This window comes from Bacillus sp. JK106, assembly GCF_053663355.1.
This window is the reverse complement of record NZ_JBSJQC010000003.1, coordinates 65,036-77,119: the sequence shown is the minus strand read 5'-3', so window position 1 is coordinate 77,119 and position 12,084 is coordinate 65,036. Positions and strand designations below refer to the sequence as shown.

Genomic DNA, 12,084 nt, shown 5'->3' with positions numbered 1-12,084 from the left:
ACTGCCCTTACAAGCAGTGTACTTTTTTTATTGAGCGAAGGGGAGAATTTATATGAAAAGCTGTTATCCGCTTGAGATCGAATTTGAATATAATGAAGAATTGCATTCAATCACTCCGGTTCTTCTGCAAGACGAACATGACACGATATTAATAGACTGCGGATATCCCGGTTTTACAAACCATCTTCAACATGCTGCTGCCCGGCATGGAATGTCGCTTCATTCATTGACAAAAATCATTGTAACGCATCACGATATAGATCATATCGGCTCACTCGCTGCATTACACCGTTTGCACCCGGATATCAGCGTGACAGTACATGAGCGTGAAGCGCCGTATATTGACGGCTCTAAAAAATCTTTACGGCTTGAGCAGGCTGAATCAACGTTTAGTTCATTGCCAGAGGATGCAAAGCCTTATGCAAAACAGTTCATCCGCTCGCTTCAATCAGTCGAATCGGCTCCAGTTCACCGGACAGTTACTGACGGTGAGCTGCTGCCTTGGTGCGGAGGCATTCGGATTGTAGCCACGCCGGGTCATACACCCGGCCATATCAGTCTTTATCTGCCTGCCGAAAAAACAATGGTCACAGGTGATGCGGTCGTCATTGAAGACGGAAAGCTGAACCTTGCTAATCCTGGCTATACGTTACATATGGATGATGCGGTCCGTTCTGTGCAGCGGCTGCTCGATTACGATATCCGCCAATTGATTTGTTATCATGGAGGTTTATTTCAGGGGGATGTAAAAAAAGCGCTTTTGCGCCTGTTTCGTGATCTGCAGAATAAACAAGGATAGGAGCTGCAGCAGCCTATCCTTGTTCAGTTATGAAAACGGAATCTTTGCCGTTTCTTCTTCGGCGCTGTTTTTCTCTTTTTTCTTAGACCAGTAGGTGGCAAGAACAGACCCCGACAGATTGTGCCATATGCTGAAAATTGCGCTCGGCACGGCTGACAAAGGGGAGAAATGCGCTGTCGCAAGTGCTGCGCCCAGTCCGGAGTTTTGCATCCCGACTTCTATCGCAATCGCTTTTTGTGAAGCATAATCCATTCTGAACAGCTTTGCAGTCAGGAATCCTAACAAATATCCGACTCCGTTATGTAAGATGACGACAGACACAATCAGCAGTCCGGATTGAAGCAGATGCTCACGATTTACACTGACGACAGAGGATACAATCGCTACGATGCCGATTACCGATACAAGAGGAAGCGCGTGCACGGCTTGTCCGACCTGTTTTTTGAAGAACAGCTTCACAATCACCCCGAGGACGATCGGCAAAAGCACGGCTTGCATAATGGAAACAAACAGTGAACCGAAAGAAACGGGAAGCCACTCTTTCGCAAACAGCATAATAAGTGCCGGCGTTACAATAGGAGCAAGCAATGTTGAGATCGTGGTGACCGCAACAGAAAGTGCCGTATTGCCTTTCGCCAAAAACGTCATGACATTTGATGCCGTACCGCCCGGACAGCATCCGACCAGAATGACGCCCGCGGCGATTTCTGCGGGGAGGCGGAGCCCGATTGATAAACAGAAAGCCGTAAGCGGCATAATCGTAAACTGGGCAGCGACTCCGATCACGACATGCCAAGGCTTTCTGATTAATTCTTTAAAATCGTCTGTTTGAAGAGTAAGCCCCATCCCAAACATAATAATACCAAGGAAAATCGTCATATAAGAACTGATCCAAGTAAACAAATCAGGGCAGGCGAATCCCAAACCGGCAAAGACGATAACCCACAAGCCAAAGGTTTGGCCCGCAAACCCGCTTATTTTTTTCAGCCATTCCATAAACACAGCTCCTTTTATATCCAATCAATCAGTCAGAAAATATGACTGACTTTTCTGTACTCCATTATAAATAATATTCTGAATAATTCAATATTAAATATTAGTTTTCGATAAAATTATTATGTAAACTAATATCATCTTGACTATTCAGACATATATTCTTACAATTGATTTTTATACTGAAATGAATTGGGAGTGCTGAAGTGAAAGAAGCTAATCAATGGTCATCTAAGCTGGGATTTATTTTAGCTACGGCCGGCTCTGCAATCGGGCTCGGCGCAATATGGAAGTTCCCTTACGTAGCGGGAACCAGCGGAGGCGGCGCTTTTCTGCTTGTTTTTATTTTATTTACTGTTTTAATCGGACTGCCGCTTTTGCTTGCTGAATTTATTATCGGCAGAAAAACACAAAAAAACGCCGTTGAATCCTATAAGGCGCTGGCGCCGGGGAAAAAGTGGCACTGGATCGGATATCTCGGAATCATTACGTGTTTTATTCTATTATCCTTCTACAGCGTAGTGGGGGGATGGATATTAATCTACATTATAAAAGGCTTTACAGGCGGTTTATCGCTTTCTTCGGGATTTGATACGTTATTTATCGATACCATTTCCAACCCTTATGCAGCGGTTTTCGGTCAGCTGCTGTTTATCGTGCTGACGATTTTAGTTGTGGCAAAAGGGGTGAGCAGCGGCATCGAAAAGGTAAGCCAGGTGCTGATGCCGGCTCTGTTTATTCTGTTTATTCTTTTAATGATCCGCTCCGTTACGCTGCATGATGCAGCGAAGGGATTAAAATTTTTCTTCATGCCTGATTTTGGCGCGATGGATGCCAATACCGTTTTATATGCGATGGGACAATCATTTTTCTCGTTAAGCGTCGGAGTGTCCGTAATGGTTACATACAGCGCATATTTAGAAAAAGAAGAAAATATTGTTCAATCCGCCGTATCGGTGACGGTATTAAATGTCCTTGTTGCCGTGATGGCGGGAGTGGCGATTTTTCCGGCGGTGTTTGCATTCGGCCTCAAGCCGGACCAAGGTCCGCAGCTTTTATTTAACGTGCTGCCGACCGTCTTTAACCAAATGCCGTTGGGCATCGTGTTTTTACTCGCCTTTTTGCTGCTGTTTTTATTTGCGACGCTGACATCGGCTTTTTCAATGCTTGAAATTTTAGTTGCTGTTTTGTCAAAAGGCGATTCGGCAAAACGGAAGCGGTATGCATGGATCGGGGGACTTGCTATATTTATTGTCGGGGTCCCTTCGGCGCTGTCGTACGGAATTTTGAGTGATGTTTCTATTTTTCACCGAAGTATTTTTGACGCTGCTGATTTTCTGGTCAGCAATGTCTTAATGCCGTTGGGCGCGCTTTTAATTGCCGTTTTCGTACCGCTGAAAATTTCGAAACAGATGCTGTTTGACGAACTGAAAAGCGGTTCCGGTATAAAACGAAAATGGTTTGCAGTCTGGCTCCTATTAATCCGTTATGTGGCTCCTGTAGCCATTATTATCGTTTTTCTGCACGTGCTTGGTATTTTTTAGACCAAAAGAAGCAGGCCCCCCGTTCAAGACGGGGGCTTTTTTAATAAAGCGGCCATATCACGCGGTGCGCTTGTTCGAACCGTTTCTCCGCCTCCCGCCAATCAACGACATTCCACCATTGATCCACGTAAGCCGCACGGTCGTTTTTATATTGTAAATAATAAGCGTGTTCCCACACATCCAGCGGAAGCAAAGGAATGACGTCCCACTGGCTGTAGAGCTGATGCTTCTCAGCGGCCAAAATCTCCAGCCGCCCGGCGCGCGGCGCCCAGACTAGGATAGCCCAGCCGACTCCTTCGACTTTTTTCGCCGCTTGAGAAAATTGCTCTTTAAAAGCAGAATAGCTTCCGAATGACACATCAATCATTTGAAAGAGTGCACCCGTCGGCCGTCTTTTTCCGTTTGGATTCATGGAAAACCAGAAAATACTGTGCAAATAATGGCCGGCACCGTGAAACGCCAATTGCCGCTCCCAATGCGCCACTAAGTCGTACTGTTTCGTTTGTCTCGCTTTTTTGAGCTCCAGTTCTGCTTTATTCAGACCGTCAACATAGCTCTGATGGTGTTTTGTATGATGGAGTTTCATAATCTCTCTTGAAATATACGGTTCCAGTGCGGAATAACTGTATGGCAGTTTAGGGAGGACATGCTTGCCGATCGGCACATAGGCTCTGCGCTCATCCGGCTCATCCGGTTCGGTAATGTCCCGGTAAAGTGCTGATGCCTGTTCGTACCATTCCGCCTCCGTTAATCCATCATCCTGAAGGGTGTGAAAAATCCGGTCGATTTGTGCCGCGAAGCGATCGAACCGACCTTGCTGTATGACTTGTTCCTTCAAGGTTTCACACCAATTCAGCATTTCGGTTTGATAAGCGTGCCGTTTCATTTTTCTTCCTCCTTTTCACTCACTTTCATAAAAGTGCTGAGCGCAAGCAAAGAAAACACATACGGGTAGCTGTGATACTTGATGTAAAACTGTTTCGGCAGGCCGATTCCGGTCGGATAGCTGAAAGCGTCTCCTTCGTAATGCCGGTTTTCAATAAGAAAGGATATGCCTTTTGTGACGGCTTGATGATGAGGTTTTTCGTATTGCAGCAAAGCTTCGGCCGCCCAAGCTGTCTGTACAAGCGTCCCGTAAGAAAGCGGAACATAGGTTTTGACTTCTGCGCTTTTACAGGATTCTCCCCAGCTTCCGTCCTCGTTTTGAATGGACTTCAGCCAGCGGATCGCTTTTTTCACGGCCGGGTGGTTTTGGCTCACGCCGCAAGCCTTCATCCCTGTCAGCGCTGCCCATGTGCCGTAAATATAGCAGACACCCCATCTGCCGTACCACGATCCGTCCTCTTCTTGATGGCGGATCAGCCATTGGACGGCCTTTTCAATCTGAGGGTGATCAGAAGAAAGCCCCGCTTCTCCTAAACAGTGCAGCACCCGTCCGGTTAAGTCGCTTGTTGAAGGATCGATGGCAGCTTCCTCAGCCGATTCCAGCGGCAGCAGGCGGACCAGCGGATGATTGACATTTTTCTCAAAAGCAGAGAAGCCGCCGTCACTGTTTTGCATGGACAAAAGCCAGCTCAGTCCGCGTTCCCATGAGGCGGGATAACGTTTTCGCGGAATGGCTTTGAGCACTGCGGCTGTGTCATCACAATCAGGATTATTTGTATTAATGTTTGAAAAACCCCATCCTCCCGGTTCAGCATGCGGGTTGTGAACGGCCCAATCAGCGACTTTCGTCTGCTGCCGTTCACGCAGAAACCGGGCGGCGCCGGTTATCATTTGATCGTTATCTGAGATGCCGCTTTTCATAAGCGCATAGCTGAGAAGCGCCGTATCCCAAACGGTCGACGTTGAGTTTTCCAGGTACGGTATATCGCCGCAAGACGTGAGCAAAGCTTTCGTGCCGGCAAGCGCTTTTCTGATAACGGGGGAGTGGCGCGATACACCGAGAGCGAGCAGGCCGTACACCATAAAAATAGTGGCACTCGCATAGCTGTATAATGTGCCGTCTTCTTCAATCCGGTCAAGCATATACGTTTTGGCCGTACGCAGACCGAGCTGGTGAAAAGCGGCAGGAATCTGCAAAAGCCGCTTCCAGTGCGCGAAAAGAGAAGAGAGATCTCTGTTCTCATCCTGATCGGAACGAAGCCATGTAAACGGATTTTTAGTCATATGCCGATCTAAATGCGCGAGAGACGGAACGTTGGGATTTTTCAGCGAAAATCTTTTGTTAAGCGTCACGGCCATCGGTACAAAATGAATACGAGCGTATGTACTGAACTGGTAAAAATGCAGCGGGAAGGATGGGGGAATGACTAAGAAAGATAATGGCAGATGCAGCGCGGGCCATGGATATAGGCCGTTTGCCGCAAGCATCCACTTTGTCATGAAGTGTACGTTGCGCAAGCCGCCATTTGAGATGATAAAGCGTTCGGCCTGAATCATATGCGCCTCAGAACGGCTATATAAACCGGAAGCCAGCAAGCCGGCATAGCCCTGTACAGTAGCGGTCACATTTCCTTTCCGGTCATCAGGATAGTTGGCAAAAGTTCCGTCCGGGCGCTGTTTAGCGCGAATGCCTTCTGCAAGCTCAGCGATCAGTTCTTTATCATTGTCTCCAAGAGAAGTGAGAAGGAGGATCAGAAAGGCGTTTGTCAAAATCGGACCTTCAAAACAAAATGACCATGAGCCGTCCGCATTTTGCGTTTCTCTTAATAGGGAGATGGTTTTCTTTTGGCGGCTTCTGACGTTTTCATGAATTGTGCTCACACTCGCTCAACTCCTTCAGAAGCATATATATTCATATGTAAAAGACAGCATGACAAAAGAAAGAAACTGCCGACAGGCAGCAGTTTCTTGTTTGATTTAATCTTCCAGGTTGATCCAGACGCTTTTCACTTCTGTATAATTATTCAGCGCGTAAGAGCCCATTTCCCGCCCGAGGCCGGATTGCTTATAGCCGCCGAAAGGAGATGCCGCATCGAAAACATTGTAGCAGTTGACCCAAACGGTGCCGGCTTGGAGACGGTCAGCAATGTAATGGGCGTTTTTCACATTTTCAGTCCAAAGTCCGGCTGCAAGGCCGTATTCCGAGCGGTTCGCCCGCTCAATGACTGCATCAACCGTATCATACGGAATGGCGGCTAAGACCGGGCCGAAAATTTCTTCTTTTGCGATGGTCATGCTGTCATCCACATCCGCAAATACAGTCGGGGAGACAAAATACCCTTCTTCAAACGGGCAGCTGCCGCCCGCGACAGCTTTGGCTCCTTCCGCTTTTCCTTTTTCAATATATGAAAGCACGCGCTCATGCTGTTCCTGACTGACGAGCGGGCCGATTTGTGTATCTTGGTGAAGGCCGGCGCCTTGCTGAAGCGATTTCGCATATGAAACCATTTCGCTGACGACCTCATCATATTTGTCTTTGTGAATGAAGACCCGGGAGCCTGCGCAGCATACCTGCCCCTGATTAAACATGACCCCGTTTAAAGCGCCCGGAATGGCTTTCTTCAAATTGGCGTCAGGCAAAATGATGTTAGGTGACTTTCCGCCAAGCTCCAGTGTTACGCGTTTAATTTTTTTTGCGGCTTTTTCCATGATTTTTTTGCCGATTTCTGTAGAGCCGGTAAAAGCGAGTTTATCGACATCGTCATGGTTGGTCAGCGCTTCCCCGGCCGTCTCGCCGAACCCTGGGACAATATTGATGACGCCGTCAGGGAAGCCCGCCTGATCTATTAATTCCGCTAAATAGAGGGCGGTCAGCGGTGTCTGCTCCGCCGGTTTCAAAACGATTGTGCAGCCTGTGGCAAGGGCGGCGCCCATTTTCCACATCGCCATAAGGAGCGGAAAGTTCCAAGGGATGATCTGCCCCACGACGCCGACAGGCTCATGGCGGGTGTAATTAAAATATGAGCCGGCGACCGGAATTGTTTGTCCGGTTATCTTTGTAGACCACCCGGCATAATAACGCATATGCTCAATTGCGAGCGGGATATCCCCATTTGTCGTTTCATTAATCGGTTTTCCGTTATCAAGTGTTTCAAGCTGCGCGAGTTCCGTTTTGTGCTCTTCCATTAAATCGGCAAGCTTATACATCAGCCTGCTTCTGGAAGCGGCCGGCATAGTGCGCCATTCGCCGTGATCAAAGGCTTTGCGTGCCGCTTTCACTGCACTGTCAATGTCTTCTGACTGTGCCTCGTAAAGCGTCATCAGCGTTTCTCCGGTTGCCGGATTCGGTGTGACAAATGTTGATCCTGAAGCGCTCGGAACAAATTTTCCGTCAATATAAAGTTTCTTCGTGCCCTGTAAAAATGTTTCCAGCCTTTTTGTGATCTGCATCGTTAAAGAACTCATTCGTAACAAACCTCCCGAAATTTTTTTATGGTCTGTTTTGAGCATCTTGATGTCCGCGCAAAGTAAGCGCATACAGTCATTCTATAATAACACCCCCGGTAAAATCAATCGATAACCGTTATTGCAATTCACAAGAAAAAACGGCTACAATAAGCTTATCGATTAAGAAAAGGAGTTTTATAATGATTCATAATAATTGGCAGACAAAAGAAAGCGTCAAAAAGGTCAAATGCGTACATACAGATGCGAAAAAATACATTGTCAAAAATGTGCTGACGCCGGGTAAAGAGTATGAAGTCAAAAATGAAACAGAAGAATTCATTTTTGTTGCAGACAATACAAACAAAGTCGGAGGCTTCTACAAAGAGTATTTTGAAGAAGTTTAAGGCTGAATGAATTCATTTCGCCTGAGCCATACTAAAAAAGACTACATATAAAGGGTGGCTGCAAAATGAAAAAAACAGAGCAAGACAAACAAAATAAAACATCAGATCAGCTTCAGCAAGTGCAACCTGAAGAAGGCACCGACACGACGATGGAACAAATATCAGATACCTATAAAGAAGGAACAATTGAAGATACGGATCGTTGATGTTTTGTTGAAACCGCGGCATTGGAGAAGCCGCGGTTTTTTATGGCGAAAATAAAAAACTGACTTTTCGAAAAAAATACCGTTTTCTTGAAACCTTTTCTTCCGCTGAAGCGTATTACTTCATAACAGCGGCACCTTTCGCGAAGGGCTTTTTTGATGAACGTTCTAAAAATGTAATCTGTTCGTAATGGTTTAAATGCCGTCTATGTCGTATTCTTATATAGGGATAAAGAACTTATTTTTTTATGATTGTAATAAAACAATAGTATAGAAGCAGAAAGTGGGGTTCTTCATTGGGAATTTTTTCTGTCAGCAGATCAACCGACACAAAAAAGCTGGAGGCTTTGCTCGTTGAGGGAGAACGGATCGAAACGATTTATAAACTGCGGGTTGACCAAATATGCTTTACGAATAAACGAGTGATTTTCTTTGATAATAAAATGTTCTCCAAAAAGAAAGTGCGCGTATTTCTTCCATATAAAACAATTGAAAGCTTCGCCATTCAAGAAGCGGGGATGTTTGATCCCGATACCGGGCTTGTATTAATGACAAGGGGAAAAACTTTCGAATTGGAATTTGCAAAAGAAACGGACTTGACTGAGGTTCAAGCCATCTTAACAAAATACTTATGCAGTTAAATATCACATAAAAGCCATCCGAATGCATGCGGATGGCCTTTTTATTATATAATGCTTGTTTTTCCGGAGTTCGAATCAATGAGATCCGGATCAGCGATAGAACTGATGGGGATATAAATCGGCGCCAAATCACCATTTTCTTCACCGAATCCGTAGTTGATCTTATTGGATAAAAAATAATCGATTTGCTGATACGGGCCGATCGTAATGGAAGAGCCCCGGTCGACCGCATTCACTTTAAAGCCCCCTACATTTACCAAAACCGGCGAAAACATCATAATGGGCCTCCTTTTCCGGCAGGGATTTTATCGCATGCAGACTCAAAGGCAGATGGAGAATCAATTTGATCCCGGTCATCCACTTTGCCGTTCGTGCCGATGAAGCCGCTTGCATCTCCGAAGTTCTGTCCGTATCCCTGATTCTTTTTATCAGAATTCTGCCATTCCGCCAGTAAATTTTGTCCGACATTCACCGCTGAAGCATTTTCAAAGGAATTAATTTTCAACATGAAAATATTAATATTGATATATGGAGTTGGTTGAACCACAGGCAAACCTCCTTTAATACAGGTGTATGCCGGCTGTTATGACCGTATGCTTAGACAGGGGGCGATAAAAATGGATTTCGATAAGATGAAGCAATGGATGGAAATGGCGCAAAACATGTCCGGCGGCGACTTTTGGAAAAACGTTTTTGATGATGAACAACTGAAATCATTTCAAAACGGCCATTCTCATTTTCCCTTTCAACAGGGAGATGGGCAAATGAGAAGAAATGAGGATGCTTTTCCTCTTATAGATATTGTGGAAACCCATGATGAGCTCCAATTTTTGCTGTATCTGCCCGGCTACCGGAAACAAGATGTTCAGCTTTTGTCCTATGGAGAATATATTGTCGTAAAAGGCACGAGAAAATCCTTTTTCAATGAACAGGATTTTAAACAGAAGACCGGAAAATACGGCGATTTTGAAAAAAAACTCGATCTTCCGCATTCCGCTCATGGTACGAAGGGAATGCAGGCGGTATTCAAAGACGGGATTTTATATATATCGATTGCTAAACATCTGGGGGATGCAAGCCAGATCATTATCGAAGGCTGATCTTGTTCGCTGTGCCATCTATCAGATCTGAATCATCGATACTCATGATAGGGATGGCGACAACGGTGCAATCACCGTTTTGTTCACCGTACCCTTCATTTCTTTTATTGGCTGCTGTGTTTCTCACCATAACGGAAGAGCCGGTGTTAAAAGCCGCTCCGCCGCTGATTCCGTTCATTTTTATATACTCAAAGTTGATAACGGATGGAAAAAACATCATGATTCGCCTCCTTTTTGTATATCATGTTTATATATTCGCAATGCGGGACGCATAGAACTTTCCAAGAGTGACGGGGAAAGAAGTGATTTTCTTTGAAAAAAATAATGAAAGAGATTTTCAAAAAAGTGTGTGAAGAAGAATTAGACCGGCTTAAGAAAGTGGAACAACAGCTTGATGAGCTTCAGGATAAGTGTCATTTTGAGCCACAAACGGTTGAAGGAGAAAAAACATATGTCCATATTGAGCACGTCAAAGTGGACAAGATTGAATACAATATTGATTTTGAACAGCTGAGTATAGAAGAGCTGAGCGGTATGCTGAATATCGGCGCCACTTACCATACACCGGAGCACAGGCTCAAACAAGCCTGCGCTGAAGAAAGTCGGGACAACCCGCAAAATGATGCTGCGAAAGAAAAAAGACAGACAAAGCAGCAGACACCCAATGTCACCATCAGGGGGAGAAAGCATTGACCCCCATTGTTTCATCCTCCTTTTTCGAGGGTATGTATTAACAGATGCAGCGAAGAATACAGACGAAAAAGGAGATGATGAATATGTCATTATCAAAAGAACAGCAGGACAGCCTTTATCATAAATTAATCGATTTAAAGGAAAGTCTTCAGGGAGAATCAAAAGAAAAACATTCAATGAGCGAAGACACAGGAGAATTGTCGAACGGAGTAGATAATCACTTAGCTGATCACGGAAGCATTTATTTGGACAGGGTCACGAATCAGACGCTGGACGGTGTCGATCAGAATCTTTTAGATGAGGTGAACGCCGCGCTTGAACGAATGGATAAAGGAACATACGGGATTTGTGAGAAAACGGGAAAAGAAATTCCTTATGAAAGACTTGAAGCCGTTCCGTACGCCAGAATGACCGTCGAAGCGCAGCGAGAAACAGAAGGGGATGTGAAAACAGACGCTCCGTCATATGAAAGGGAATTTCACGAGCAGGTGAAAGACCTCTCAAATAAAGAAACCGTTGATCAAAAAAGCTCACAAACTTACGAAATCCTGGATCGCGAGCAGGATTCACAATAATAGCAGCAGGTACATTCATATGTACCTGTTTTTTTATTCCATAAAAAATCTCAGAATCGAAATAAAATCATTGACTTTATATAAAAAAGAAAGTAACATACTATTTGTAAGTAAATATTAAAAGATTACCGGGAGGAATTTAGAATGTCTCAAGTATTATTTGTAAAATCAAGTGACCGTACGGCTGAAGAAGGCGTGTCCGTAAAATTATACGAAGCGTTTCTGGCTGCTTATAAAGAAAACAATCCGAATGATGAAGTGATCGAACTTGATCTTCATAAAGAAAACCTTCCTTACCTCGGAAGAGATATGATTAACGGAACATTCAAAGCTTCAAAAGGAATTGAAATGACAGACGAAGAGAAAAAACAAGCGTCAACTGCTGACATTTACTTAAATCAATTCGTCAAAGCTGACAAAGTCGTGTTTGCATTCCCGCTTTGGAACTTCACAGTGCCTGCTGTGCTTCATACTTATGTTGATTACCTGTCTCGCGCAGGGGTTACTTTCACATACACGCCTGAAGGCCCTAAAGGTCTGATGGGAGATAAAAAAGTAGCGCTCTTAAACGCACGCGGCGGCGTATATTCTGAAGGACCGATGGCATCTCTTGAAATGTCATTAAACTTCATGAAAACCGTTCTCGGTTTCTGGGGTGTCCAAGATCTTCACACTGTTGTCGTTGAAGGCCATAATGCTGCACCGGATAACGCTCAAGCGATCATTGAAAAAGGACTGCAAGAAGCGAAAGATCTGGCTGCAAAATTCTAATTGCCATAACTCTTGCGCCCCTACAGGGT

At 45.0% G+C, this 12,084-nt stretch carries 16 protein-coding genes; 9 read left to right on the top strand and 7 right to left on the bottom strand.

What is annotated here, in order from left to right; genetic code table 11:
* Positions 1–52 precede the first annotated feature (52 nt).
* Positions 53–799 carry an MBL fold metallo-hydrolase gene (locus tag ACWJJS_RS10715; protein WP_064107644.1) on the top strand — a complete coding sequence of 249 codons (747 nt, stop codon included), beginning with the start codon at positions 53–55 and terminating at the stop codon, positions 797–799.
* A 27-nt stretch (positions 800–826) separates the two neighbouring features.
* Here ACWJJS_RS10715 and ACWJJS_RS10710 read toward each other — a convergent pair whose 3' ends face one another.
* On the bottom strand, positions 827–1,795 hold the full coding sequence (locus ACWJJS_RS10710) for a bile acid:sodium symporter family transporter (RefSeq protein WP_173612986.1): 969 nt from the start codon (positions 1,793–1,795) through the stop codon (positions 827–829).
* A gap of 203 nt (positions 1,796–1,998) precedes the next feature.
* Between ACWJJS_RS10710 and ACWJJS_RS10705 the strand changes: the two genes are divergently transcribed.
* Positions 1,999–3,336 carry a sodium-dependent transporter gene (locus ACWJJS_RS10705; RefSeq protein ID WP_454023565.1) on the top strand — a complete coding sequence of 446 codons (1,338 nt, stop codon included), beginning with the start codon at positions 1,999–2,001 and terminating at the stop codon, positions 3,334–3,336.
* Between the two features lie 40 nt (positions 3,337–3,376).
* Here the strand turns inward: ACWJJS_RS10705 and ACWJJS_RS10700 are convergent, their stop codons facing one another.
* The 3 genes from ACWJJS_RS10700 to ACWJJS_RS10690 form a co-directional block, all read right to left on the bottom strand.
* Positions 3,377–4,222, bottom strand: coding sequence for a superoxide dismutase (locus tag ACWJJS_RS10700; RefSeq protein ID WP_070081967.1), 846 nt, complete (start codon positions 4,220–4,222; stop codon positions 3,377–3,379).
* Positions 4,219–6,102: a terpene cyclase/mutase family protein gene (locus tag ACWJJS_RS10695; protein ID WP_176283371.1), complete on the bottom strand. Its 1,884-nt coding sequence runs from the start codon at positions 6,100–6,102 to the stop codon at positions 4,219–4,221. The genes ACWJJS_RS10700 and ACWJJS_RS10695 overlap by 4 nt, the downstream gene beginning before the upstream one ends.
* Positions 6,103–6,198: 96 nt before the next feature.
* Complete coding sequence (locus ACWJJS_RS10690; protein ID WP_454023564.1) at positions 6,199–7,686, bottom strand: aldehyde dehydrogenase family protein; 1,488 nt, start codon at positions 7,684–7,686, stop codon at positions 6,199–6,201.
* Positions 7,687–7,868: 182 nt separating this feature from the next.
* On the opposite strand from ACWJJS_RS10690, the gene ACWJJS_RS10685 reads away from it, so the two are divergent.
* From ACWJJS_RS10685 to ACWJJS_RS10675, 3 genes are all read left to right on the top strand, one after another.
* Positions 7,869–8,072, top strand: coding sequence for a DUF6501 family protein (locus ACWJJS_RS10685; RefSeq protein ID WP_003153779.1), 204 nt, complete (start codon positions 7,869–7,871; stop codon positions 8,070–8,072).
* A 65-nt stretch (positions 8,073–8,137) separates the two neighbouring features.
* Positions 8,138–8,278, top strand: coding sequence for a DUF4025 domain-containing protein (locus tag ACWJJS_RS10680; protein WP_003153781.1), 141 nt, complete (start codon positions 8,138–8,140; stop codon positions 8,276–8,278).
* A gap of 293 nt (positions 8,279–8,571) precedes the next feature.
* Positions 8,572–8,916: a PH domain-containing protein gene (locus ACWJJS_RS10675; RefSeq protein WP_003153783.1), complete on the top strand. Its 345-nt coding sequence runs from the start codon at positions 8,572–8,574 to the stop codon at positions 8,914–8,916.
* Positions 8,917–8,960: 44 nt separating this feature from the next.
* Here the strand turns inward: ACWJJS_RS10675 and ACWJJS_RS10670 are convergent, their stop codons facing one another.
* Together ACWJJS_RS10670 and ACWJJS_RS10665 are read right to left on the bottom strand one after the other, a co-directional pair.
* Positions 8,961–9,194: a hypothetical protein gene (locus ACWJJS_RS10670; RefSeq protein ID WP_003153785.1), complete on the bottom strand. Its 234-nt coding sequence runs from the start codon at positions 9,192–9,194 to the stop codon at positions 8,961–8,963.
* A complete protein-coding gene (locus tag ACWJJS_RS10665; RefSeq protein WP_014418114.1) occupies positions 9,191–9,463 on the bottom strand; it encodes a hypothetical protein in 273 nt (90 codons plus the stop codon). The genes ACWJJS_RS10670 and ACWJJS_RS10665 overlap by 4 nt, the downstream gene beginning before the upstream one ends.
* A 70-nt stretch (positions 9,464–9,533) precedes the next feature.
* On the opposite strand from ACWJJS_RS10665, the gene ACWJJS_RS10660 reads away from it, so the two are divergent.
* Positions 9,534–10,016, top strand: coding sequence for an Hsp20/alpha crystallin family protein (locus ACWJJS_RS10660; protein WP_031379036.1), 483 nt, complete (start codon positions 9,534–9,536; stop codon positions 10,014–10,016).
* Here the strand turns inward: ACWJJS_RS10660 and ACWJJS_RS10655 are convergent.
* A complete protein-coding gene (locus ACWJJS_RS10655) occupies positions 10,003–10,236 on the bottom strand; it encodes a hypothetical protein (RefSeq protein ID WP_014305194.1) in 234 nt (77 codons plus the stop codon). The two genes, ACWJJS_RS10660 and ACWJJS_RS10655, sit on opposite strands and share 14 nt — an antisense overlap.
* A 92-nt stretch (positions 10,237–10,328) precedes the next feature.
* On the opposite strand from ACWJJS_RS10655, the gene gerPC reads away from it, so the two are divergent.
* The 3 genes from gerPC to ACWJJS_RS10640 all read left to right on the top strand — a co-directional run bounded on the left by gerPC (position 10,329) and on the right by ACWJJS_RS10640 (position 12,055).
* Positions 10,329–10,709 carry a spore germination protein GerPC gene (gene gerPC, locus ACWJJS_RS10650; protein WP_077722450.1) on the top strand — a complete coding sequence of 127 codons (381 nt, stop codon included), beginning with the start codon at positions 10,329–10,331 and terminating at the stop codon, positions 10,707–10,709.
* Between the two features lie 83 nt (positions 10,710–10,792).
* A complete protein-coding gene (locus tag ACWJJS_RS10645) occupies positions 10,793–11,284 on the top strand; it encodes a TraR/DksA family transcriptional regulator (RefSeq protein ID WP_104843522.1) in 492 nt (163 codons plus the stop codon).
* Between the two features lie 144 nt (positions 11,285–11,428).
* Positions 11,429–12,055, top strand: a complete 627-nt coding sequence (locus tag ACWJJS_RS10640) for an FMN-dependent NADH-azoreductase (protein WP_003153791.1) — start codon at positions 11,429–11,431, stop codon at positions 12,053–12,055.
* Positions 12,056–12,084: the final 29 nt, after the last annotated feature.

What these genes read in the sequence shown, in the direction of transcription:
- ACWJJS_RS10715 (WP_064107644.1), top strand. Translation starts at nt 53, where the DNA reads ATGAAAAGCTGTTATCCGCTTGAGATCGAATTTGAATATAATGAAGAA.
- ACWJJS_RS10710 (WP_173612986.1), bottom strand. Translation starts at nt 1,795, where the DNA reads ATGGAATGGCTGAAAAAAATAAGCGGGTTTGCGGGCCAAACCTTTGGC.
- ACWJJS_RS10700 (WP_070081967.1), bottom strand. Translation starts at nt 4,222, where the DNA reads ATGAAACGGCACGCTTATCAAACCGAAATGCTGAATTGGTGTGAAACC.
- ACWJJS_RS10690 (WP_454023564.1), bottom strand. Translation starts at nt 7,686, where the DNA reads ATGAGTTCTTTAACGATGCAGATCACAAAAAGGCTGGAAACATTTTTA.
- ACWJJS_RS10685 (WP_003153779.1), top strand. Translation starts at nt 7,869, where the DNA reads ATGATTCATAATAATTGGCAGACAAAAGAAAGCGTCAAAAAGGTCAAA.
- ACWJJS_RS10680 (WP_003153781.1), top strand. Translation starts at nt 8,138, where the DNA reads ATGAAAAAAACAGAGCAAGACAAACAAAATAAAACATCAGATCAGCTT.
- ACWJJS_RS10670 (WP_003153785.1), bottom strand. Translation starts at nt 9,194, where the DNA reads ATGATGTTTTCGCCGGTTTTGGTAAATGTAGGGGGCTTTAAAGTGAAT.
- ACWJJS_RS10660 (WP_031379036.1), top strand. Translation starts at nt 9,534, where the DNA reads ATGGATTTCGATAAGATGAAGCAATGGATGGAAATGGCGCAAAACATG.
- ACWJJS_RS10655 (WP_014305194.1), bottom strand. Translation starts at nt 10,236, where the DNA reads ATGATGTTTTTTCCATCCGTTATCAACTTTGAGTATATAAAAATGAAC.
- ACWJJS_RS10645 (WP_104843522.1), top strand. Translation starts at nt 10,793, where the DNA reads ATGTCATTATCAAAAGAACAGCAGGACAGCCTTTATCATAAATTAATC.
- ACWJJS_RS10640 (WP_003153791.1), top strand. Translation starts at nt 11,429, where the DNA reads ATGTCTCAAGTATTATTTGTAAAATCAAGTGACCGTACGGCTGAAGAA.